Source organism: Lapidilactobacillus luobeiensis, from assembly GCF_024345205.1.
GTDB lineage: Bacteria > Bacillota > Bacilli > Lactobacillales > Lactobacillaceae > Lapidilactobacillus > Lapidilactobacillus luobeiensis.
This window is the reverse complement of the sequence record NZ_BROC01000009.1, coordinates 85398-110001: the sequence shown is the minus strand read 5'-3', so window position 1 is coordinate 110001 and position 24604 is coordinate 85398. Positions and strand designations below refer to the sequence as shown.

Below are 24604 nucleotides of genomic sequence, written 5' to 3'. Positions count from 1 at the left end.
TAGAATCTCAAGAAACAAAGAAAAAGAGGCCTAATATATCAACTTTCTCTTGACTAATGGTAGAAAACGATGCCCACTGCGTTCCAGCCACTACAAACGCCCTGAGGCGGTTGCGTCCCCAACCCAACCCAACAAATCTGCAATCAAGCAAGTCAGCAAATACAGCAGCGACATTTTCAAATCGGCCAAAATGATACTCACTACGTTTCAGTGGGTCGACTCACAATTTCTCCGCTGTTTTCCCGTCAGAACAGCTTACAGCCGCGCTAAATTATGCTAAACTTAGGGATAGCTAGGATGTTACGTGATATGCTGGGCAAAAACCACTGCATAGCGAATGATTTATCTTTTCACGTTCTATTTACTTACCCAATTTGAATTCAAAGTTAAGGCGGAATTTTTATGAAACTTTTCGGCAATCGTACCAAGAAAAATGAACCTGAGATCACTACGGCCAACTCGACAGCGGTAACACCCACGCGATTGGCCGAGCCACAGTCCCAGGCGCCAGAAGAAAAACCTGCACTGGCGGCAACACCAATGACAACTGATTCCTCAACGCCAATGATCGCAGCGGCGGCGACCACACCAAAGTTAGATACGCATGAACAGCGGCTGGCTTTGGAAGCACAACTGACGCGAATGGCCAGCGATTATCGTCAGGTCAAGGCCCAATTGAAGCAACAATTATTTGCGGAAAAGCAAGAGAACCAGGATCAATTGGCAGCGATCCAGCAGGAATTGACTGACTTAGAAAGCAAAGCGCAGGCTAACACGGAAAAAATCGCCACACTTAAAGCAATCAGTGATGCAAACGAGCAGGCGGCGATCGATGAATTGGCTAATGAATTGGCTGCCTTGGCTCAAACAACAACGCAAGAACAAACCCATTTGAATGGCTTACTGAAAGAAATCGACTCAACGACGAAGGCGATCCGGCAGGTCGTTTTGGAGATCGACGAAAATGAACAGGCCAGCAACCAACTCTCCACCGAGATCAAGGCAGAAACCGACTTGCAAAAAATGTATGAGCTGATGGCCGCGCAAAAGCCACAAGTTGATGCTCTTTACAAGAAGCGGGGCCGTTTGATCAGCACTCGAGAAGAATTGAACGATAAATTCAGCCAATTGAGTAGTCAGCGAGATGATTTAACTGGACGGATCGATCAGCTCAACCAACAAAATAATAGTAAGACTAGTCAGCAAAAACAGTTAGAAACTGCCTTGACCAACAAAGTGGCGGAGCGGCAACGGGAATTGACCAATGCGGACAACGCCGGACAACGTTTAGATCGGCAAATCACCACGGCCAGCAATCAAGTCGCCGCCTTGACCGCGACCATTACTGGCTTGCAGGAACATGTGACTCAGCTTTTTGATAGTCCTTATCTCCTACGTGCGATCCAATATGATCGCGAACAAAACTACCTTGTTTTCACCCCGACTTTGACCACCAAAGCAAACGTTGAACTGGCCCTACTGCGGCACTTGCGCGAAACTTTAACGACAGCGCCTACCTTGTTTACCGCTACTTACCAACCGGCTGGCGCGACGGCCGTGACCGCGATTTTGACCCAGGCTGGGCTCACCGGGATCTCTGTAGTCGATCTCTACGACCAGCTCCAAACTAGTGGTGAAAATACCGCGCCACAAGTGGAACTCCCTCAAAATGAAAATTGGATTCAAAAGGTCGATTTAGAACACCATACCACTTCGATTTTCGATAAAGAAGATCATTTATTGATGACGATCCATCAAAATAACGGGGCTATCACCCAGATCGATTATTTCACCAATGATCAAAAAGTCCGTAGTAAACAATATAATCCCGCTGGACAGTTGTCGACTAGCGCCCAATTCGATGAAGACGCTCAGCTAGCCACGATCGACTACTACCGCATTGATGGCACCGTCGTTTTGACCAAGACCCTGAACGCTGGTAAAATCGAATCGCTTCAACTTTTCGATTCTCAAGGTCTGGTCACTCACGTTTTCGCCAGCGAAGATGAATTGACTGCTTGGTGGTTACAACATTATTTAGCTGAGCAGACCCGGACCCAAGTTTTGATCGGCGATATCCAGACCGGTTTCTATCGCGTTTTGGCTAAACAACAACCGGACTTGACGGTGATCCCCGTGCTGACGAACCTGCATCAAGACAGTAAGCCTTTGAAAAAAATACTCCGGCATACACCGGCGTTTTCACGTTTCCTGGTTCAAACGGAACAAGATCGGCAAGCGTTGGCCACTAGCACCGATCGAGATCTCGAAGTCGATCTGATCGAAAACACGCAGCCAGCACTCCCGAAGAAACTCAGCACCCAAGAATAATTCGCCGATAGATCAATTCAGATCAACAACATCAGGCCAACAACATCAGATAATAAAATCGGCCAAGCAACAAAAATAGCCAGCCCATTTCCGGGCGTGGCTATTTTTTTGGTATTTTGGGACGGCGGTGTCCGACATGCTGTGAGGAAGCAAGTTGAACGAGAATCGTTAATATGGGTTAGCGGATCATTATTTGGAACGGCTTAAATTCGCTGCACGTTAGCGTGGTTTGACAATCTTCCACAAACCGCGAACAGCAACGAACCCGGTCAATAACAGCGCCAAAGTCCCCAATGCTGTGAGGATAGAAGCATGGCGCTCATTTGCTTGCGGCAAGATCGTTGTTTGCTGACCGTTTGCTCGCGCTGTCCCCGGCGTACTTGGCAAATTTGATTGCGGCGTCGTGGCAACCAAATCTGGTGCCGCGGGTTTTTGCGGATCTTGCGGTCCTTGTGGTTCACTTGGCAAGACTGGGGCAGGCACTGTTTCCGGATCCGCTGGCTTTTCTGGTTGTTCTGGCGCTTCGGAATCTCCCGGGTTCTCTGGATTTACTGGCGTTTCTGATTCGCCTGGTTCGCCCGGTAAATCTGGTGTTTCCGGTTCTTCCGGGGTTGGCTTTTCTGGTTCTTCTGGTGTTGGCTTTTCCGGTTTCTCCGGGGTTGGTGTTTCTGGTTCTTCTGGTGTTGGCTTTCCCGGTTTCTCCGGGGTTGGCTTTTCCGGTTCTTCCGGTGTTGGCTTTTCTGGTTGTTCTGGTGTTGGCTTCTCCGGTTCTTCTGGTGTTGGCTTTTCCGGTTTCTCCGGGGTTGGTGTTTCTGGTTCTTCTGGTGTTGGTTTCTCCGGTTGTTCCGGGGTTGGCTTCTCTGGTTCTTCCGGTGTTGGCTTTTCTGGTTCTTCCGGTGTTGGTTTCTCTGGTTCTTCCGGGGTTGGCTTCTCTGGCTCTTCCGGTGTTGGCTTCTCCGGTTGTTCCGGTGTTGGTGCTTCTGGTTCTTCCGGTGTTGGCTTTTCTGGTTCTTCTGGTGTTGGCTTTTCCGGTTTTTCCGGTGTTGGTTTTTCTGGTTCTTCTGGTGTTGGCTTCTCCGGTTGTTCCGGTGTTGGCTTCTCCGGTTGTTCCGGTGTTGGCTTTTCTGGTTCTTCTGGTGTTGGCTTCTCCGGTTGTTCCGGTGTTGGCTTTTCCGGTTCTTCTGGTGTTGGCTTTTCTGGTTGTTCCGGGGTTGGCTTTTCCGGTTCTTCTGGTGTTGGCTTTTCTGGTTGTTCTGGTGTTGGCTTCTCCGGTTCTTCTGGTGTTGGCTTCTCCGGTTGTTCTGGCGTTGGTTTCTCTGGTTCTTCCGGGGTTGGTTTTTCCGGTTCTTCCGGGGTTGGCTTTTCTGGTTCTTCTGGTGTTGGCTTTTCTGGTTCTTCCGGGGTTGGTGTTTCCGGTTCCTCCGGGGTTGGTTTCTCCGGTTCTTCCGGTGTTGGCTTCTCCGGTTGTTCTGGCGTTGGTTTCTCTGGTTGCTCCGGTGTTGGCGTTTCTGGATCGACTGGTGGTGCCTCTAAATCATTTGCTTCCACGGTCAACTCCACAATACGCCGATACGATTTGCCGCCATTGAGCGCTGCAGGAATCGTGAAAATCACTTGATAAACGCCAGGTTTATTCGGGTCCACACTGCTGGCGTCAACGTTTAGATCCGTCAGCGCCAACGCGATTCCTTCAGCGCCGACCGCGCCGACAAAATGGTCAGCTGGTGACCAAGCTTCATTCGCCTTGATGGTCAGGTCGTGGGCGATAATCGTAGTTTCAAGCCCTGTAACTGTCAAGTGGGACGTGAACTTGTGATAATCATATTGATAAACAATGGTGTACTTGCCGATTTTCGCCGTGGCCTCTGCTTCCGTGACCTCATTGCCAGTGTTGTCAGCGGTGATCGTTACTTTGATCTTCTTTTTGTCAAGATCTAACGTCTCCAATGGCACTTCTGTACCTTTTTTAGTGCGAACTTGAGTCAAATTATCTTTGGCGATCCATGCGCTACCACGCGCGATTTCTCGGTCTTGAGCTCGCAACATTGGCTGGTAAACGACCGTAACAGATTGGGGTTCGTCAGTTATCCGGTACGGGAGCCGCTCTTTTTGGTCGACATAACCGGAGTAGGAATGATACGTATAGTTTCCTTGCTGATTCCAACGAGGATGTGGTTCAGGCGCAAAACGACCTGCGCCAATCTTTTCCCCGTTCTCATCCATACCTTGAACAAACACAGGCACCCCGACCAAATCAGTGTCATGATAAGGAATAATCACCGTTACCACTGGCTGATCTGTTTCACCACGCTGATAGAGATTGACGAACATGGCATAACGATATTTGTGCGATAAATCAGTCTGCCCAGCAAACTCCGTCGGTAATCCGGGATAGTATTCTTGCTCAGCCAGACCTTCGTAGGTGATTTTAAACCCTGATACGCTGCCATTTCCTTGAGCAGCGCCGTTCTCATAAACGCTGATTTTATTCTGGGGCTGACCTACAGGCAGCGCCAAGTTGAAACGCTGATATTGCTTGAAGTTAAGTCGAGGCGCGCCAAATTGGCTTTCTAAAGTTTCACCACTTAATGGTTTGATGACCCGTGTAAGGTCGTAGGTCTCGGTGGTTTCCCCTTTTGGGACCCCAGTGTTATTGGTCACAACCATCTGACCTTTGTATTTGAATTGTTGCAGTTTCTCTTTTTTTAATCCGGAGAAATTACCGATTGAATTGTTACTGATATCGACAGACTTTAATTTTGCGGATTCGTTTTGAATCCGGATAAGCGGACTTGTGTACCTAAGTTGGTTGCCACTGACATCAATCGTTTCGAGATAGACCATCTGCGCCAACGGGGTCAGTGAGCGAATATTTCCCCGGCGTTGTGGTCGGCCGAGACCTTTGAGAACGACTGATTTCAGATTGGTGGCCTTATTTAATCCGTCCAAAAGATAATCACCGTCAGGATCGTTTTGCGGCACCAGCTCTGAATCAAAAGGTGCAAAATTACCAGGATCGGTCATTGGTTCATTACTGAGCCATTTCAATTTTAACATTTCCTGCTCGTGAATTTGATCCACCGAAGTCACAGCCACACCTTGACGTTGAAGATTGTTCAGCACGATTTGCTGGAGCCGGCGATTGGGCATCCATTTGTTGATGTCCTCCGAAGCCGCCGAAGCTGGCGTTGCCAAGACATCAGCAGTGGCCGCTGAAGTGGATGAACCAGTCGGATCCCCCGCTGCTTCTGCTGTTGCTTGTGAGTCGGACGCTTGACCGGCTTGTGTCAAAATCTCCGCGGTTTCATTTTGCTCGTTTGACACTTGTCGCGCTTCAGATTCGTCCGCGCCCATTGTTGCTTGCGCGCCAGCCAAAGCCGCCTGTTCCGCTAACAAATCGTTTAACAACCTGTCCGATTTTGACTGCTCCACCGCACTTGCCAGCTGGCTTGTCGCTGCCTGAGCGACTGTTGGACGTCCGTTAGCGGCCAAGGTTCCTGGTATCAGCGGTGTGCTGAGTAGCAGGGCCGCCCCGGTCAAGCTTAAGATGCGTCGATATTTTCTTGTTTTCATTACTTCCCCCTGATCTTCCCCAGCCATCAGCCTTTCGAAGAAAAGTAGACCGACTAACGCCAGGCGCTACTCCGTCGAAAACACTGCGCGGGGTGTGATGATCCTTATTTTTTTGTTACTCTTTTGCGGGCGCAAAGCTGCGAGACCCGTTGAGCCCAGTCCAGTCAAAGCCGTCATGATCAGCGCCATTAATGGTGCGCTGATCGTGGTGGCCTCACCGGCTTGTGGCAGCTGTGGCCCTTCAGCCAACTGTGACGAAAAATGCGGAAATTGCACGTGGTTGACGACGCCGCGCTGGTTGTCGGGAACTGACACAGTGCTGTCAGTACCTTGGTGGTCACCCGTTTGACCGTGTTCACGGTTGTTGTGACTATCATTATTCTGCTGCCCTCCTGTATAAAATAAAAGTTCATCGATTATTTGTCCCGCCCTATCATTGCTACGATTTGCAACAAATCGCTGGTTATTCGGCATATCTAGGGTGGAAGTTATCATATCAAGCTGAATTAAAAAAATCAATATGCATAGTAAATGGTATATAAATGCAAAGTTATGTTATAATTTCGTTTTCACATTTTCACGTTTAATATTTATCCATTCATTCTTGTAATAAAATACATAAGCTGCCCCCAAAGTAAACTGTCGCGCGGTGGCTCACAAATGTTGGTCTAACCAATCTTTCAACTGACAACGTCTGCAATGCTGATATCACATGGATAGACAGGTCATCCTGTCCAGACAAGCTGACTATCAGGTCACGGCATTTGTGCACGCTACACAAATCCATCGTGGTAGCCAGCACCTGAAATAAATTTTCAGTTGATTTCCGCTTACGCCAGAAAAAATATTTTTTCAGACACGAAAAAACACCACCAAGTTCAACTTGATGGTGTAGGTGATCACTTGCCAAGTGACCCATTTTGGCGTTATGCTCAATTGGTTGTCAGTTTCGTTTGTAAATAGGCCAGCAACACTTGAGCCTGATTATCCTTCTGATCCTTAGCGCCGTATAATAAAACCACATCACCTTGAGTCAGCTGGGCCTTGACCTGCGCCAAAAAAACGGGGAAATCCGGATTGGCATCTAATTCGGCGCGGTAACGTTGCTGAAACTCGGGAAACTTTTCCGGATCGTGATTGAACCATTTCCGTAATTCGGTGGTCGGCGCGATTTCTTTGGCCCACAGATCCAGTTGAGCTTTGACTTTGGAGATCCCCCGGGGCCAGATCCGATCGACCAGAATGCGATAAGTTCCCGGCACCACTGGACTTTGATAGATACGCTGAATCGTTAACATCACGCCCACTTCTTTCTAACATTATTTTTGCAGAAATATCTGACAAAAGATTTGATTGCTCTCACTAAATTTCGTTTAGCTAACTTTACTCAACTAATTTCAATGATAAGGACTTGACCGAAAAATGCAACTAATGTCACCCATTGACCATCCTGACGGCTTGGACCCGTCTTTCTTCAGCGGTCGCGACACCTTGACGATCACTCGCGACTTGCTGGGCAAATTATTGATCTATGACAGTCCCGCCGGCCAGATCGGCGGGTATATCGTTGAAGCTGAGGCTTATTTAGGCGCCGTCGATCCTGGCGCTCACGCCTATCAAAATCGCCGCGTACCTTCTAACGAGCCGCTCTATGGACTGCCGGGGACGATCTACATTTATGCCATTCGCGGTTTTTATGACTTTGATGTGGTCACCCAAGCAGCGGAAGAGCCTCAGGGGATTCTGATCCGCGCTGTGGAACCGGCGATCGGTCTAGACTTGATGCGGCAAAACCGGCCCCAACAGCCCGACCTAAATCTGACCAGCGGCCCAGGCAAATTGATGCGCGCACTTAATATTCATGATACGAAACTAAACGGTCTGGATTTTCATGAGAGCCCTCTGAAAATCATTTCGCAGGCCAGTCGCATCCCCGAAGAGATCACGACTACGCCACGGATCGGTGTGCGCACCGCCGACAATTGGCGTGATCATTATCGTGTTTTCGTCACCGGTAATCCCTATGTTTCCAAAATGCATAAGCGAGACTATAAGCTAGACGATTACGGATGGATAAGATAAGCCCACAAGATCAGCGTTTGAATCGCATTTCACAATGTAGCTCGGTGAATATTTTTTGCGAAACAAATTGTTATCAATCTAATTTGGTGCTATAATATGCCTTGGGGAAAAGTGAGACCAGCTCGTGGGCAGCGAGTGACCTCTTACTTGATAATTTAAAAATATTATTGGGGATTCAATCAGAATGGTTTATTTACTGTTGTAACAGTAAGTAAACAGCGCTGGTCGGGTCTCTTTTTATTTTTTTGAATAACGCGTGTTTCATTTTTATTGGTTGGGGAACGTCATTTTCTTCTACTTCGCGGGAGACGAAGCAGATCGACTACACCGTCAAATCGGTTTGGATTGATCAACTAAGGAGAAAACTAACAATGAAAACTCGCAATATCACCCTGAAACGATCCCATCGTTTTACTGGGATCGCTGCTCTCGCGGTTGTTGTTTTGAGCTCGCTGACTTTGAGCACAAACTTGACCATCGCCATCAGTGACGATCAAGGTGAATCTAACGTAACCGCCGCAACACAAATCGAATATCAAAAAGAACAAGAGGAAAACCTAGTTCTGATCAAGGCCAATAGTCACCAACAAGCGAAACGGATCGCCACTGCGCAAGCGGCTCAGGCTGCCAAAAAAGCTGCTGAACAGGCCGCTGCCAGTGCTGCCGCTACCGCTGCTAAAAATAAGGCTGCCATAACCACGACAGCAACAACAACGGCAGTATCGAGACCCACAGCAACGCAAACTGCTAACACGAATACGGTAGCAACGCCACAAAACACGCCTGTTACCAGTGGTTTGAATTTGTTCGGTCAACATTTTGCCATCGCCGGCACTTTTACTGCAACAGCCAACAACAAGGTCGTCCCAGCGGATGGTGTTTATCGTTGGTCGTTTTTACCATCAGTGATTTTGGTTGACGCTGGTAACGCCGGCGCCCATAACGCGGTCGTCCAATTAAGCGTTGGCAGTCCGGTCGTGATCGACGGTCAACAACTGACTGTTACCAGTATCTCCGGGGAAGCTTGGTCTTCTTTGAACAGCAATATCGCGAACACCGTCGCACGGATGCAACAGCATCGGGCAGTGATCCAAACTTGTTTAAGTTCCGGTAGTGATCCTTACATCCGTCATATTTTCTTGGACTGATCAGGGTGACCTCTGTTAAAAATCGTTCGGCTTGGCACTGTGCTTCTTGCGCAGTGCTTTTTTGTTTTGACTATGATTGGGGCGAGCTTGCTGTGCTTCTGTTGCTTGGCCGTGGGCTGCGTTGCGTGTGGCGGGCAAGCTCGCTGTGGGCATCACTTTGAGCTTTTCGGAAGTACACCGAAAATCTCAAAGCTGAGCCTTGGTCTAAGTGGCACAGCCACTAAGACCAATTTCACGGCGAGCTCACCCACCACACTCCACTCCGCCCGCTCAACCGTTTTAAGCAGATCAAGCTGCCACGCCATTCTACCTGTTCATTTAAATTGACAGATCTCACCGCAAATGACGACCATGGCTAATGATCACAAGTTCGTACTGATAGTCACACCGTAGCAATTGACTTGATGACTACTGGCAACTCTGGTCAAACAGCTGACAAGACCTTGCCCACAAAATGAAATGGTCTCATTTTGACCACTACACTAGCAAAAGCACTTTGTAAGCTCCTTCGCCCAGATTGCAGATAGGCTCAAACTTGCCTAGCAACCGCCTCAGGGTGTGTGGCTCAGCAGTGAAATTTGTCTTTGTAGGTGCGCCAGCAGCTACTTAGACAAAGGCTCGCTTTGAAGACAAGCCGCCGTTTTTGCGGATTGGCTTCAAACGATGCCCACTGCGTTCCAGCCACTAAAAACGCCCTGAGGCGGTTGCGTCACCACCAAACCCAACAAATCCGCAACCAAACGAAACAGTAAATACAGAAACAGTACTTTTCAAAGTCACTCAAACCAGTGGTCACACTCAAGCCCAGCACACCGCCAGCAAGACCCGGTCGAACTTTTCCCGGAAATGTGCTATCTTTATGGTGTACGAATTTGGCGCTTTAGCGTCAATCATTTTTTCAGCAGATGGAGGTTATTTCATGTCCGAACAAAATATCGAACGTGCTTGTACGACGATTTTAGTCGGGAAAGACGCCAGCATCGACGGATCCACAATGATCGCCCGAAACGACGATACATTCCACGCCGTAGCGCCCCACCGATTCTATATGCATCCAGCGGTTCACGGTGAAAAGGGCCGTGTGCTCAAATCTTATCTCAATGGTTTCCAAATGGAATTGCCTGAAGATGGCTATCGCTATCCAGCGGTCCCTAACGTTGATTATCAGAAGCTGGGCTATTATGACGAAAGCGGGATCAACGAGAAAAATGTGGCCATGAGTTGTACCGAAAGTACTTATGGTAACGAGCGGGCCTTGGCTTTTGATCCGTTAGTCAAGGATGGTCTGGATGAAGACTGTATGCAAACGGCGGTTTTGCCTTATATCGACTCAGCGAAAGCCGGGGTAGAATATCTAGGCAGCCTGATCAAGAAATTCGGGTCGCCAGCGGGAAATTCTGTTTTATTCGGTGACAAGGATAATGTTTGGTACATGGAGATCGTCACAGGCCATCATTGGGTTGCCCAACGGATTCCCGATGACGCTTACGTGATCGCGGCGAACCAAGTGGCGATCCAACAAGTCGATTTCAATGATCATGACAACTTCCTTTGGTCCGAAGGCATTCAAGATTATGTTGAAGAACACCATTTGAATCCAGACCAAGCTGGCTGGAACTTCCGCCATATTTTCGGCACGGACAATGAAAAAGATCGGCATTATAACACGCCGCGGGTTTGGTATGGTCAACATATCTTGAATCCGGAGCTCGACCAGGATCCCGAAAGCAGCGATCTGCCGTTCATCTGCCGGACGAGCCACAAAATCTCGCCTGATGATATTGAATATATTCTCGGTTCCCATTACAACGAAACGCCTTATGATCCGCTAGGCAAGGGCGCTGACGCCGATAAGTATCGTTATCGTCCGATCGGTTTGAACCGGACGCAAAACTCGCATATTTTGCAGATCCGTAATGATGTGCCGGCAGAACACGCCGCAGTCATGTGGTTATGTATTGGCTACCCAACCTTCAGCCCTTATCTGCCGTTTTACACCAACGCCACCGACACCGCCCCGTCTTACAGTGATGTTTCCCTGGACTTCAATTTCAAAGAGGCCCACTGGATGTACCGGGCCCTGTCCGTTTTAGTGGAATCCAATTACAGCCATTTCGTTCAAGATGATCTGGATTACTTGAAGGAATGTCGCCAAGAGTTGCGCGCTCAGATCGCCGCTGTTGACGCCCAAGCCGCTAATTATTCTGGCGAAGCGCTGACCGCCTTCTTGACGGAAAAGAACCACGAAACCGTGGACATGATGCGGACCAAGACTGAAGCGTTCATGGGCCGCCTGTTCACCAAGGGCATTACGCTATCGCGGTTAACTTTCAACATGGATCGCAATCTTTAAGCCCCCGATTTCAAAAAAAATGATCGAGAAAAGCAGTCGACAACGGCTGCTTTTTTTAATGTCGCCATGATCATGCCGGTTTGGCGCGCTGGTTTCTTGCGCGGGTTTAGCGAATTGGTTTCCGCGGATAAAATAGTGCCGTTGATCATTCCACATCTGATCAACAAAACCAACGCCGCCCAAGTTGACCAAACCGTCAACACCTTGATCCCCGTAGTCGCCGCCCTATTCCCTCAACCAACGTAACCGGATTTCGGTTGACGAGCTAGCGCCCCTGACATCATTTGGCGCCAGCGCAAAATTTTCCGACCAGCCACTGGTAATCTATGATAGGATAAGAGATAGATTTAGACGCGCTCTGCGTCAGTTGGAGGACACTCATGCCGAAAAACCAAAAAATAGATTACACCGCCATGGTCGCCAGTGCTGTGGTGATGATGCTCCTTTATTTCCTGATCGACCCCCACAGTAAACTCTGGTCAACGATCATCTTGATTCTGTTGATCGTGTTCGTGGCGACGATCCAAAGTGTACGCAAGGCTTCTCAGCGCGCCAAGGTCAAACAAGTCTTGGCAACCAAACGGATCCGCCGCAAGGACCTGGCCGAGGCAGCGAACATCAGCAAAATCGAGCTCAACGATTTCGTTGACGCCGGTGTGATGGCCAGCAAGAAGCGTTACCGCTTGGAAGCCCTGATCGACCGGAAATTCCCCGACCTTTTACAAAAATAGCGCCAACTCGCCAGTCAGGATCGTCGCTGACTGGCTTTTTTATACGTGCCCACACTCTAGTTCGAACATGGTGGGCGTTGTTTGGAATTGATTTGGACGTTTGATTTCTATTCTTGAACCTGCGCTTGATTGCAGATGTGGGTGGGTGTTGCGCGTGAGCGCAACCGGCTGGGACTGCTGTTGCGGACTGGAACGTGGTGGGCGTCGTTTGAAGCCAATCCGCAAAGGGCGCGGCTTGTCTTCAAATCGAGCCTTGTCCTAAGCGGCACAGCCGCTAAGGACAATTTCACCACTGAGCCGCGCAGTCCCAGCCGGTTGCTAGGCAGAATTGAGCTTATCTGCAATCAAGACAAAGGATTTGACGAAATGGTTTTGCGAGATTGAGGTCAAACAATTGCACACTGTTGAGGTGGTACTGCAACACCTGCAGGTTCGGATTTCGGAGACCGGGATACTTTGCGTAGGCCGAACATCTCTATTTATTTTCTTAATAATCCATTGGTGGAAACCGACCGATTCAGTTGATTCACCAAGAACTAGCTTTGTTCATCAGACAGATTGTACCGGTGTCACCAATTTAAAAATCGTGATTACTAACCACGGTCGCCAATTGCGTGGCACCTCATCAATTGAAAATAGCTTGCCAATTGGCGGGAGTGCTCAAACGACTGTTATAACGTTGAGCGGCTGGAGCGGAGAAATTCGGGGTGAGATCGCCGTGTCGTTATTCTTAGCGGCTCTGCCGCTTAGAATAAGGCTCAGCTTTGAGATTCGCGCACTTTGCGAAGCTCAAAGTGATGCCCACAGCGAGCTCACCCCGAATTTCGCAGTGCAAGCTGCGGCCAACCTACTTTTATCCATGAAGTCGTGCCGCTCAAACTGCGGTCAATATTAGGAGCCCTGAGCAGACCCGGTCCATGTTATAATGATTCCGTTACTAGGGGGGCACGTTATGTCAATTTACAACCGTTTCATTCAAAATATCAAACTGCGCCGCACTGTGGTTTTATTCAGCATCATTCTGTTGCTGTGGTTGGCGCGGGGGATCATGAGTCTGATTTTGCTCACGTTCATCTTCGCTTTTCTGGTCACCCGGGCGATCAATTTCGCGCGCCGTTTCGGCAAAGTTCCGGCCTGGCTGGTGGTCGCGCCGCTTTACATTCTGATCGTCGCCGGACTATCCTACACCATCGTCCATTATGTGCCCGGCATCGCTAAGCAAACCGCGCATCTCTACAACCTGGTCGTGAACTTCTACAACAGCGACGAATTCGCCCACAATCAAACGATCCAGTGGTTGCTTAAATCGATCAATGAAACCAATCTCAAAGGCCAGCTACAAGCCGGGATCACCACCGTTTTAGAATACGCCGGCAGCATTACGGCCATGGGCGTGACCGTGATTTTGTCGTTGATCCTGAGCTTCTTCTTCAGTGTCGGCATCGACGAGCTGAAAGACTTCGGGCAAAATTTCCTCGACTCACCTTTTGGCTGGTATTTCGCCGATTTGAAATTCTTCGCTGATAAATTCATCAACACATTCGGCGTGGTCATTGAAGCCCAGATTTTCATCGCCTTGGTCAACACCCTGATCACCACCGTCACGCTGATTTTCATGAAAATGCCCAACATTCCCGGACTGGCCCTGATGGTGTTCATCCTCTCCCTGATTCCCGTTGCCGGCGCGATCATTTCCGTGATCCCCCTGTCGATCGTCGTCTATACCGTTGATGGCTTCCGCGGCATCGTCACGATTTTAATCATGATTTTGATCATCCACGCGCTGGAAGCTTACGTGCTCAATCCCAAGTTCATGAGTAGTCGCACCAAGATTCCCGTCTTCTTCACCTTTGTCGTGCTCCTTGTGGGCCAGCGCCTGCTGGGCACATGGGGTCTGATCATCGGCATTCCCGTGTTCACCTTCTTCCTCGACATCATCGGCGTCAAAAAGATTCCCGGCAACCCGACCACGCCAAAAACACCAGCTCCAGCAAATCCGGTTGATTTGCCAATACCATCAGATTCACCTAGCCAGTCTAATTCACCAACACCACCTGATTCACTTGGTCCAGCGTCAGCGAAAACGCCACAAAATTCCGACAAATCATAAAAAAATCCTGACACATTTACAGCTGTGTCAGGATTTTTCATTTGGATTTATTCGTGAGCAAACAATTTGTTCTGGTGCCAAAAATTTAGCCAAGCTAGCCCCGGTCAGCGGTACTGTTTTGCTGGATCCGGTGGTCAAGGTCAAGCCCAGCGCCTTTTATTTAGCCGTATCGTGTTTGATGTCTTTGATCATTGCCGCGCCTTGAGCGTCTGAGCGAACAATAATGACCGAACATGACGCGTAGCGCGCTAAATAGGCCGCATGGGTCCCTAAAGTTTTACGCCGACCGCTCTTAGTTTCCGAGCCGATCACCAACAAGTCTGGCTTGAATGAAGGAATCAATTTCTCGGCGATTTCCCGCCCAGGATTCCCCTCTGCCAGCAAAGGTTGAACATCAAGCACGCCAAACTCCCGGGCTTTCTCACAATAAGTATTTAGATCGCGGGTGATATTTTCCCGCCAATCGCTGAGTGTCTCTGGCGATAACGATTGAAATACGTTCATATCACCAGTTTCCAAAACCATCGCCACTCCCAAAGGAATATTGTAGATTTTGGCCACTGTGCAAGCATAGTCAAAAGCCCGCCGCGAAGAAACAAAATCATCATCGTCCACCGCGATCAGAATCCGGGAATAATGCATGGTGCCAACTTGATATGATGCTAGATCTTCCATAACACTCACCTCCGGGTCTAGTATACTGCTTTCCGGAAAATTGGGCTACCAAAAGCTTGGGTAGTGGGCGTGGCATGTTCCAATGTTGGCCGCTGGACTTGGTTGACAAAAGTAGGTTGGCCGCAGCTTGCGCTGCGAAATTCGGGGTGAGCTCGCTGTGGGCGTCACTTTGAGCTTCGCAAAACCCGCAAATCTCAAAGCTGAGCCTTGTCCTAAGCGGCAGAGCCACCAAGGACAATTGGTTCTTTCTAAACTTTGGCGAAGACGCGATCAACACTGATATAGCAGCTTTCCAGACGACGAATAAATACTCCAACTAAATTAATTGGAGCGATAGAAAATAAATGGCTACATCAAGCCAACCTATTATCTAATGTTTGGTGTTGCAATTTCTCAAATTCCAGAAGCAAGACTCGCGATTATCGAGAAATTTTAAGGCCATTCGCCAAACGTTAGAAAGAACCGGACAATTTCACGGCGATCTCACCCCGAATTTCTCCGCTCCAGCCGCTCAACGTTTTAACAGCCGTTTGAGCACTCACGCCGACTGGAAGGCTATGGTCAATTGATGGGGGAGCCACACAAATGGCGACCATGGTTAGTGGTCACAATTTTTAATTGGTGACACCATTATAGTTCGTTTGATGAACAGACCCCGTTCTCAGTGAATCAACTGAATCAATCGGTTTCCACTCATGGATTGTTAGAGAAACAAGTGGAGATGTTCGTCTACGCAAAATGTCCCGACCAACTAATCCAAATCAGTCGGCATTGCCATCCACCCCAAAAAAGGGCAATTGTTTGACCTCAATCTTGCAAAAGCACTTCGTCAGATACCCATCTGCAATTGCAGATTGACTCAATTCTGCCTAGCAACCGCCTCAGGACGTGTGGCTCAGCGGTGAGATTATTCTTAGCGATTTATCGCTTAGAATAAGGCCTGATTTTGAGACAAGCCGCGGTCTTTGCGGATTGGCTCAAAACAGTGCCCACCGCGTTCCAGCCACGACAAACGTCCTGAGGCGGTTGCGTCCCCATCCAAGCCCAGCACACCAGCGCTGACAAAAAAATCGCACCAGTTCCAATTTTAGTGAATCTCAAATTGAAAGCGGCGCGATTTTACTGTTTTTTCCTAGATTAGGCGTTGACCTGGATCTATTTCTTGAAGTCGCGGCCTTTGTTCGCCTCAAAATACTTGGCGAACCGGTTGACGTAATTGTGATCCATGTACCACAATAGCGCCCGTCGTTTGAAACTCAAGTCCGGCTGATAGAACAGTGTCGTGCCCCAGCGCTCTTGACGCAACAACTCCAGCGCTGCCTGTTTGATTTGATTATCTGCGGCGTATTTCTTGAAAATCTTTGCTGGCACACCGATCCACAATTTTTGTTGGGCCTTATTTTTATTGCCGTAAACGATCGGGTCTTCATCGAGGTCAGCGGTAACATAATCGCGAACATAATATTGCGCCAAGTTATATCCGTTCAAGGTCACGTAAAAACTACTGCGACCCTGACGCAGGTTGATTTCAAAAAACTTGAATTGTTGGTCACGAGCGTCAAATTTCAAGTCAAAATTAGCGAAGCCAACATAATTGATCTCTTCCAGAAAACGCTGAACGATCTCATACAGATCCTGATTATATTCCGGCATGATCGCCACATAATTACCGATCGACTGGGGGGTGGGATCCTCTAACAAAGGATGACCCAGACACATCATCTTAACGTGATGATGTTGATCCACATAGGCATTCAGCACCCGCATATTGGAATCATCGCCAGGAATAAAATCTTGTAAAATCAAGGCCGAAGTATAGCCATTATCGTATATTTTGCCGACGATCTCTTGAAATTCTTCATCTGAATGGATCGTAAAAGCTTTTTTACGCCCTTCAAAATGAATATCTAACCATTCCACACTATTGGCCGGTTTTAGCGCCACCGGATAGGCAAACGGCTGCGTCACCGGACCAGCCTGATAATCAGCCTGAGTGATGATCTGCGTTTTAGGGTGAGGTAAGCCATGTTCCTCCGCGATTTTATAGAAACTTTCCTTATTATTCAACTTTTTCAGCAGATCGTAGTCCACATAAGGGCAGACAAAAGTTTTGCTGAGTTCGTCCTTATGTTTGGCGATCAGCTCCGTATAACCATCACTACAAGAAACCAGAATAACTGGTTCAGAATGGTCCGCATATTCTTGGGCGATCTTACGCATTTCCTGAATGAAAACCGGGTCCTCATTAAATCCCGGCCGCAGATCAAGGTCGATGATCTTGCTGTATCTTGTGGGCGCAAATTGCACTCCGGCAATAGCTTTCACTTTTCGCCCATATAACTCATTGAAAGAGCGCGCCATCCCATAAACATTGATGTCACTCCCAAGTAGCAGTGGCGTGAATTCTGGCATTGTCATCAAATTACACTTCATTCCCTTAAAATTTGACCAGAAAAAACTGTATCAATTGTATATTTTACTATAAATAAGTCTTAATGACAAAACTAGTTTTGATTTCTGCATTGCTTGGGTGCTTGGGTTTGGTAAACTACCCCGACTTGCGCTGGGCTGAGCTGGGCTGGCAAAAGTAGCTTGGCCGCGACTTGCGCTGCGAAATTCGAGGTGAGCTCGCTGTGGGCGTCACTTTAAGCTTTTCGGAAGGGCACCGAAAATATCAAATCTGAGCCTTATTCTAAGCGGCAAAGCCGCTAAGAATAACGACACGGCGAGCTCACCCCAAATTTCTCCGCTCCAGCCGCTCAACGTTATCATAGTCATTTGAGCACTCACGCCGATGGGCAAGCTATGGCTAATTGATGGGATGTCACGCAATTGACGGCCGTGGTTAGTAGTCACAAGCTTTAAATTGGTGACACCAGTTTAGTTTGCTTGATGAACAGACCCCGTTCTCGGCGAATCAGCTGAATCAGTCGGTTTCCAACCAATGATTGTTTATGGAGCGGATAAAGATGTTCAACCACCACACTTGCAAAAAAACTTCGTCAAATCCTTCGCTTTGATTACAGATCGGCTCAATTCTGCCCAGCAACCGCCTCAGGACGTGTAGCTCAGCAGTGAAATTATTCGTTGATTTGTATTTCTACTGGATCGCGATCGTTTATCTTTAAAGAATTCATCATATTTTTTCTGAAAATCAACATTTGGAACTTCCACGTGTGTGGCGATTTTGGTCTGACTCAGGTGGGAAGTCCTTTCTGTAGATTGGGGTTTGCTTTGATGCTAACCAGAATACGACAAGGAAGCTTCCTTTTTGTTTTCAGTAATAACTTAGTGTGGATTTAATTTGCATAGAAAAAGTCAGAATATCCCAGTGCTCCCGACATGAAGTGTTGAAATATTCTGACTGAAATCGGACAGAATGAATTGGTTAGGAGCGCTGCGTGACAACTAGGATAATCGGGCCCATTTCAGTATCAAGATGCCCATTGCCCCCATCAGCCGCACGAATGACCCGATTACAACCGCGGCCAAAGTACCCAGGAGGTATGAACAACATAATAAAATCAGAAATGATGCGGACAATTTCATGGCACGAGTGGACGAAAACTCGGCAAAAGGAGACGACAGCATGGCCGTCTGTCATCAATTGTTTGGTTTTTACGAATCAACTACTTGTATCTCTTTGTTTGTCAAATGAAGCTCCCCATCGACTGATTTCTTTAAGATGTTGGTTATATGGTGGCAAATCATCAGCATTGTTACATCAGGCAATGATACTAATCTGTTTTCAATGTCGGCTTTTGATTGCGGATCAAGTGCTGAAGTAGCTTCATCAATCAACCATATTTTCTTTTCTTGAATCAAGCCACGTGCTATCGCAATTCTTTGAACTTGACCACCAGATAAATCGGTGCCATTTTCGTTGATGATTGTATTGAGACCCTCGGGCAAATCATCAAGCAAGGCGTCTAACCCGCTAGCCTGAATTGCGTAGTCTAAGCGTTCTTTAGAAATATCACGATCTAGAGTGATATTAAAGCGAATCGATTCGTTGAAAATATGGGGCTTTTGGTTGATATAGATGATTTGATTTCTAACTGATCGCGAACTGATTTCTGAATATGGGATTCCATCGTAATTTATTTGCCCAGAGACAGGCATCAACGTTTTTAAAATCAAATTAAACAATGTCGATTTACCACTACCAGATTCTCCAGACAATACATATTTATGGCGTGTTTTGATTGAAAACGAGCAGTCGCTTAGCACTGTTTTGTTGCCATAGTTAAAATCGACGTGGTTGAACGAAAGGGACTGGGAAAGCTCTGAAATGTTAACTTTGGCAGCAGAGTCCTCCAACTCATATGCCAGTTTTGAATACTTTTCGAAGATTGGCTTGGTCGTTCGAACTTCCATAAGGTTGGCAAAAAAGCCCGTGGTACTGGAGAAAATAATGGAAGAAAAGTCTCTGGCAGCGCTAATAGCGCCAATGGAAGTTAAGCCCATAATGAAGAGGACACAAGACTGAGCCATGATCAATACTTGGCTTAAAAAGCTGGTTAGGTTACTTGATCCGTGCATCATTCCGCTCGTGGTTGCTTGCCGAATTTTAGCCTGACTGAGTTTTTCAGATGACCGTTTAACAGCACGATGTAGTAAGTAAGGCGTATTTAGCATAAACAATTCATCGAATCCAGAAAGAAAATCAGAGATTGTTTTTGTGGCACTTTCGTTTGTTTTTGTCGTGCTTAGGGCGTTTGCACTCATTTTTTTAGTGAAAATTTTCGGCACAAGGTACATTATAACAAGTAGCAAAAGCGTCGACAGAACCAGGGAATAATGGAACTTGAATATTGCAAATGCGCTCATCGCGACGGTGATCGCTTGAGAAATTGCCAGCTCAAGGCAATCAAAGCCATAGTCGTTGATCGTGGAGATGTCATTTGTTAGCCAGGATACATAAACAGATGGATTTTCGTTGTGAAAGGATGTATATTCAACGTCTTCTAGAAGCAAACAGATGTCATTCCGAATCGCCATATCCATTTTTTGGACTGAAATTGCATACACTTTGTCGTGGAGAAAAATTTGCAAACCCCAGGCAACGCAAATAACCGCTAATGCAATAAACCAATATAAGATCGTGGTGAAGCTGCGATTAACGAGTGCCGTCATAATGTCCGCAATTCCCAAACTAAAAATCGTGACAAATAATGAACCAGCAATATCTATTAGCAAGAGCAATACATTAATTTTCCAATATAACCTAATGTACTTCCAGATTGACATGATTTTCTCCTAGTGGGGTTTATAGTATCCAAATACACGATCATACAAAAATCTTTGGCCTGTATTTAATGACCAAGCTGTTAGAACACGCCACCCCATCTTGTAAGTAGCCCCAAGTCAACATGAGCGAGTTCTTGTTTTAATGTACTGTCCATAGTATTAAGTGATTTTTGTTCTCCAGCCACGACAAACGTTTTGAGGCGGCTGCGTCCACACTCGCCAAAACCAATCATCTCAAGCAATCAAAAATATTCCCCGCGTTATTTACCTGAATAATTGGCCTGCAATTCTGCGATGACCTGCTCGCGGACCGCCGGCGTACAGTAGGCAGCGTTGATCGCATTGAGATTGAACTGTAAGAACTGGGCCTTGGTGATGCCAAAATACTGTTGCCACAGACCATATTCCTTGGTCAGATCCGTGTTAGAAACCGTGCGATTATCTGTGTTGATCGTAATCTTCATGCCCGCAGCCAGAAATTCGGCGACTGGGTAATGAGCCACGTCGCTGATTGCTTTGGTTTGCAGGTTACTGGTCAAGCACATTTCAATAGTCGCGCCAGCTTGGGCGAAAGTTTTTTGAAAATCGGGATGGCCGGCCAGCGCGACGCCGTGGCCGATGCGCCGGATCTGCAAAGCCAGCGCGGCGATGACGTTGTGAGCGCAGTGGCTTTCGCCAGCATGGACGGTTAAGGGCAAAGCCAACCCTTCTGCGTATTTAATAGCAGGGGTGATGACCTCAGTGCCAAAGCCCGCCTCATCGCCAGCAAAATCGCCACCGACTAAGCCTTTTCCTAAGTACGGTAAAGCTTGGGCGAACATTTTCTCACCTTGGGCCAGTGGAAATTGGCGCATGGCACAGACCAGCAAACCGGAATCCACACCGAACTCAGCGCGGCCTTTCGCTAAGCCGCGCAAGACAGCCTCGATACTTTCCGTCACGGTCAGACCTTGTTCTGTGGTGAGGTCTGGAGCATAGCGGACTTCGATGTAGCGAACATTTTCAGCGGCGCACTGACCGATCAGATCATGGGCCGCCAATTCCAATGCCGGCGCGGTTTGGAGCAAGGGCAGCACCACGTCGAAACGGCGTAGATAATCCATTAAGTCCTTAGCGTCGTCAGTAACACTAACCAATTTGCGTAATTCTTGATCATCCTGTGGCAGGTAAAGATGCGCCATAGCGGCCAGTCGATGGATGGTGGGTAGTGGCAGCGAGCCGTCCAAATGGCAATGCAGCTCCACTTTCTTCAATGCGCGTAATTCAGTTTCTGTTAACATCTAACCACCTCATTTTCCAATTGTTGCTTCAACAATAACTGTTTTCTGAGAAAACTGCAACGCCATTTTCAAAAAAAAAACTTATTGTAACGGCAATGACAGCGCTTAATCTTGGTGGTACAATGGAGAAGCTCACCCCAATCTTAGTTGGTCCCTCGGCACGGTCATTAATGGATCGTTCGGATTTTGAGAAATGGTTCCCGCGACAAACCGGCTATGTTAAAATAGGGTCAGGTATGATGTAACTAGACATGAGGAGGTATTTTTTCTATGCGAATGGTAGATTTGATCGCCAAGAAACGTGATGGCGGAAAGTTATCCACACCAGAAATTCAATTTATTATTACCGGTTACACGGACGGGTCGATCCCCGATTATCAAATGAGCGCCCTGTTGATGGCGATCTATTTGAAAGGCATGGCCGACGATGAGATCGCTACTTTGGCCAAAACCATGTTAGATTCTGGCGAAGTGCTAGACTTGAGCATGATCGACGGGATCAAAGTCGATAAACATTCCACCGGTGGCGTCGGTGATAAGATCAGTATTCCTTTAGCACCATTAGTCGCAGCGGCTGGCGCGAAAAATCCAATGATCTCTGGTCGTGGTTTGGGCCACACTGGTGGGACTTTAGACAAGTTGGAAGCGATCCCGAACTTCAACGTGGACGAAACAGTTGAACAGTTCATCGAGCAAGTTCAAGATCATGGCACCGCCATTGTCAGCGCAAGCACTGATGTAGCGCCAGCGGATCGCAAGATCTACGCGTTGCGTGACGTGACCAGCACCGTTGAATCGATCCCGTTGATCGCTAGCTCGATCATGAGTAAGAAATTGGCTTCTGGCACCAACGCGCTGGTGCTCGACGTGAAGTCTGGCAATGGCGCCTTCATGAAAACTGAAGCGCAAGCGAAGAAGTTGGCTGAAACCTTAGTGGCGATCGGTAAACAAAATGGGGTCCCTTGTGTCGCTTATTTGACCGACATGAACCAACCGCTGGGCTACACCATTGGTAATGCCTTGGAGATCAAGGAATCCATCGATGTGCTGCGCGGCGAAGGTCCTGAAGACGTCACCGAATTGACACTGGTTTTAGGTGCAGAAATGTTGGTTTTGGCTGGCATTAGCCCTGATACTGCGGCAGCGCGGGAAATCCTGCAAGCGCGGATCGCCGACGGCAGCGCTTTGGAGGCTTTCCGTCAATTGATCCGTGACCAAGGCGGCGATGCAGACATCGTCGACCACCCAGAGAAATTACCACAAGCGCTCTCCACATTGGACATCACTGCCAAAAGCGCTGGCTACGTGGTTGGCATGCAAACCAATGACTTAGGTATCGCCTCGATGAAAATCGGTGGTGGTCGGGCCAAAAAGACCGATTTAGTCGATCCAGCTGTCGGGATCGTTTTGCATAAAAAGATCGGCGATGCAGTCGCACTGGGCGAACCGTTAGCGACCCTTTATTTGAACGCACCTGCACCACAAGAGGTCCAAGATCAAGTGCTCAACAGCATTATGATCGGTGCAGACCAGCCAGAGATTCCCGCCTTGATCCATGAGATCGTTAAATAATGATCGTGATTTCTGATTAACCCCTACTATTAAAAAAAGACCGTGGCCATAAGTCGTTCTCGCCTCAAGCGAGACAACTACAAGGTCACGGTCTTTTCTGTTGTCAGAATGTCCAGCTCTGCCCCAAGTCTGCCACTGTCACACCATTCAATTTTTAACCCAAGAAGCACCGCGAAATGGCAGCCAGATCCGAACATTACGGAGGGCAGAAATTTCCAGTTTTTCGATAATTTTTTTGCCAATAAAAAAGCGCAAATAGTTTTGCGCCTTGCTGCACAATTATGCTATACTCAGGGCTAATATCCTGAATCAAGGATATTTTTACTGGATGGTTCATAGGTGGCAAAGTTCATTTTTCAGTAACTGATCGACGGCAACTTTAGCGCTGGCCCAATGATCGTTGACGACCACAGTCGCTAAAGACCGCAATGCGGCAGGTACTTGTAAGTCACGTTGGGACTCGACACTGTTCAAGCGTTGTTCGATCGTCGCTGGCGCATCTCCGCGCTTTTCTAGGCGTTCTTTCAGGATCTCAGGATCGGAGATCGTCAGGTAAAGGACGATCAATTGTTGGGGCATGACTTTCGCGTAAGATTCAGCGCCCTTAGTATCCAAGACCAAGCTGACCAAACGCCGTTGTTGCCAAGCGCGTTGCAACGCTTCTCGCGAAGAACCGTAATGATAGCCCGCGTAGCTGACCGATTCGATGTAATGGTTCTGGACAAAACTGGCTTCCGTCTCGAAATAGTAATCCCGGCCCGTTACTTCGCCAGCCCGCGGCGGTCGCGTGGTATGTGTGATCACTCGGGTAATGCCATAGTTGTCGCGCAAATAGTTACTGACAGTCGTTTTGCCCGTACCAGATGCTCCGGTAATGATCAATAATTTGTTCATGTTCATAGCAACATCGTTACTCCTTTTGTTGACGGTGATGGATCTTGGCTATTGGTTCCTGACCAGTCTGATCTGATCACTTGACGCTGTTGACGATCACAGCGTCACATTAAAATCATGCCGGCTCAAGCTGGCGCCAATCATTTCAGCGTCTTTTCGATAAAGCGCCATTTATCAAAACTCGTTGAGCCTAAGGGATAGCCTCCCACAAAAAAATCGAAATGGGGTAGCATCATGGAAATCACAGATATTAATATTGGCGATCAATTCAGTTGCCAGGTCAAAGAAGATATGAGTTATCGTTTTACTGGCGAAGTCGAAAAGATTTATGAACACGCTGTGCTGCTCCATATTATCGAGCACGATAATCGCGACAAAGAAAATGTTTATGAACTCAACCAACGGATCGTGGTCAATTGTAAGCAATTGTCCGCTATCGCTTGATCCTGATCGATCGGCCTAAGATCCGCTAAATGATCTGCGCGCCAACAACAAGTAAATCCAGCCACTTTTTATAAATAAGAACCGTGTCAGAACATCAACTGTCGCGGTTCTTTTCGTTGCCAAAGATCTGATTGGTTCTATTATACCGGATTTCGCGGCCT

General features: G+C 47.8%; 18 protein-coding genes and 1 pseudogene. 10 read left to right on the top strand and 9 right to left on the bottom strand.

Annotation, left to right across the window (positions count from 1 at the left end; genetic code table 11):
- The first annotated feature begins 402 nt into the window (after positions 1 to 402).
- Positions 403 to 2331, top strand: a complete 1929-nt coding sequence (locus OCU21_RS04890) for a coiled-coil domain-containing protein (RefSeq protein WP_261806346.1) — start codon at positions 403 to 405, stop codon at positions 2329 to 2331.
- A gap of 219 nt (positions 2332 to 2550) precedes the next feature.
- On the opposite strand, the gene OCU21_RS04885 is transcribed toward OCU21_RS04890, so the two are convergent.
- From OCU21_RS04885 to OCU21_RS04875, 3 genes are all read right to left on the bottom strand, one after another.
- Positions 2551 to 5904 carry a bacterial Ig-like domain-containing protein gene (locus OCU21_RS04885; protein WP_261806345.1) on the bottom strand — a complete coding sequence of 1118 codons (3354 nt, stop codon included), beginning with the start codon at positions 5902 to 5904 and terminating at the stop codon, positions 2551 to 2553.
- A 66-nt stretch (positions 5905 to 5970) separates the two neighbouring features.
- Positions 5971 to 6399, bottom strand: a complete 429-nt coding sequence (locus tag OCU21_RS04880) for a hypothetical protein (protein WP_261806344.1) — start codon at positions 6397 to 6399, stop codon at positions 5971 to 5973.
- A 437-nt stretch (positions 6400 to 6836) separates the two neighbouring features.
- Complete coding sequence (locus tag OCU21_RS04875; protein ID WP_444979782.1) at positions 6837 to 7211, bottom strand: DUF488 domain-containing protein; 375 nt, start codon at positions 7209 to 7211, stop codon at positions 6837 to 6839.
- 115 nt (positions 7212 to 7326) lie between these two features.
- On the opposite strand from OCU21_RS04875, the gene OCU21_RS04870 reads away from it, so the two are divergent.
- From OCU21_RS04870 to OCU21_RS04840, 7 genes and pseudogenes are all read left to right on the top strand, one after another.
- A complete protein-coding gene (locus OCU21_RS04870) occupies positions 7327 to 7986 on the top strand; it encodes a DNA-3-methyladenine glycosylase (RefSeq protein ID WP_261806342.1) in 660 nt (219 codons plus the stop codon).
- Positions 7987 to 8357: 371 nt separating this feature from the next.
- Complete coding sequence (locus OCU21_RS04865; protein WP_261806341.1) at positions 8358 to 9134, top strand: hypothetical protein; 777 nt, start codon at positions 8358 to 8360, stop codon at positions 9132 to 9134.
- A 919-nt stretch (positions 9135 to 10053) separates the two neighbouring features.
- The gene (locus tag OCU21_RS04860; protein WP_261806340.1) at positions 10054 to 11487 is read left to right on the top strand and encodes a C69 family dipeptidase; all 1434 of its coding nucleotides are present in this window, start codon (positions 10054 to 10056) and stop codon (positions 11485 to 11487) included.
- 72 nt (positions 11488 to 11559) lie between these two features.
- Positions 11560 to 11733, top strand: a complete 174-nt coding sequence (locus tag OCU21_RS04855) for a hypothetical protein (RefSeq protein ID WP_261806339.1) — start codon at positions 11560 to 11562, stop codon at positions 11731 to 11733.
- Between the two features lie 134 nt (positions 11734 to 11867).
- A complete protein-coding gene (locus OCU21_RS04850) occupies positions 11868 to 12218 on the top strand; it encodes a hypothetical protein (RefSeq protein ID WP_261806338.1) in 351 nt (116 codons plus the stop codon).
- A 328-nt stretch (positions 12219 to 12546) separates the two neighbouring features.
- Positions 12547 to 13113: a hypothetical protein gene (locus OCU21_RS04845; protein WP_261806337.1), complete on the top strand. Its 567-nt coding sequence runs from the start codon at positions 12547 to 12549 to the stop codon at positions 13111 to 13113.
- 57 nt (positions 13114 to 13170) lie between these two features.
- Positions 13171 to 14205: pseudogene (locus tag OCU21_RS04840) on the top strand (AI-2E family transporter); the annotation flags it as partial.
- Positions 14206 to 14484: 279 nt separating this feature from the next.
- On the opposite strand, the gene OCU21_RS04835 reads toward OCU21_RS04840, so the two are convergent.
- The 5 genes from OCU21_RS04835 to add form a co-directional block, all read right to left on the bottom strand.
- Complete coding sequence (locus OCU21_RS04835; protein WP_261806336.1) at positions 14485 to 15003, bottom strand: universal stress protein; 519 nt, start codon at positions 15001 to 15003, stop codon at positions 14485 to 14487.
- A 1155-nt stretch (positions 15004 to 16158) separates the two neighbouring features.
- Positions 16159 to 17421 (bottom strand): carboxylate--amine ligase, encoded by a 1263-nt coding sequence (locus tag OCU21_RS04830; protein ID WP_261806335.1) that lies wholly within the window; start codon positions 17419 to 17421, stop codon positions 16159 to 16161.
- Between the two features lie 1200 nt (positions 17422 to 18621).
- Complete coding sequence (locus OCU21_RS04825) at positions 18622 to 20253, bottom strand: ATP-binding cassette domain-containing protein (RefSeq protein WP_261806334.1); 1632 nt, start codon at positions 20251 to 20253, stop codon at positions 18622 to 18624.
- 80 nt (positions 20254 to 20333) lie between these two features.
- Complete coding sequence (locus tag OCU21_RS04820) at positions 20334 to 20495, bottom strand: hypothetical protein (protein WP_261806333.1); 162 nt, start codon at positions 20493 to 20495, stop codon at positions 20334 to 20336.
- Positions 20496 to 20513: 18 nt separating this feature from the next.
- Positions 20514 to 21533 carry an adenosine deaminase gene (add, locus tag OCU21_RS04815; RefSeq protein WP_261806332.1) on the bottom strand — a complete coding sequence of 340 codons (1020 nt, stop codon included), beginning with the start codon at positions 21531 to 21533 and terminating at the stop codon, positions 20514 to 20516.
- A 270-nt stretch (positions 21534 to 21803) separates the two neighbouring features.
- Between add and OCU21_RS04810 the strand changes: the two genes are divergently transcribed.
- Positions 21804 to 23105, top strand: coding sequence for a pyrimidine-nucleoside phosphorylase (locus OCU21_RS04810; RefSeq protein ID WP_261806331.1), 1302 nt, complete (start codon positions 21804 to 21806; stop codon positions 23103 to 23105).
- A gap of 333 nt (positions 23106 to 23438) precedes the next feature.
- Here OCU21_RS04810 and OCU21_RS04805 read toward each other — a convergent pair whose 3' ends face one another.
- Positions 23439 to 24005, bottom strand: coding sequence for a guanylate kinase (locus OCU21_RS04805; RefSeq protein ID WP_261806330.1), 567 nt, complete (start codon positions 24003 to 24005; stop codon positions 23439 to 23441).
- A 228-nt stretch (positions 24006 to 24233) separates the two neighbouring features.
- On the opposite strand from OCU21_RS04805, the gene OCU21_RS04800 reads away from it, so the two are divergent.
- Positions 24234 to 24443, top strand: coding sequence for a DUF2187 domain-containing protein (locus tag OCU21_RS04800; protein ID WP_261806329.1), 210 nt, complete (start codon positions 24234 to 24236; stop codon positions 24441 to 24443).
- The last annotated feature ends 161 nt before the right edge of the window (positions 24444 to 24604 follow it).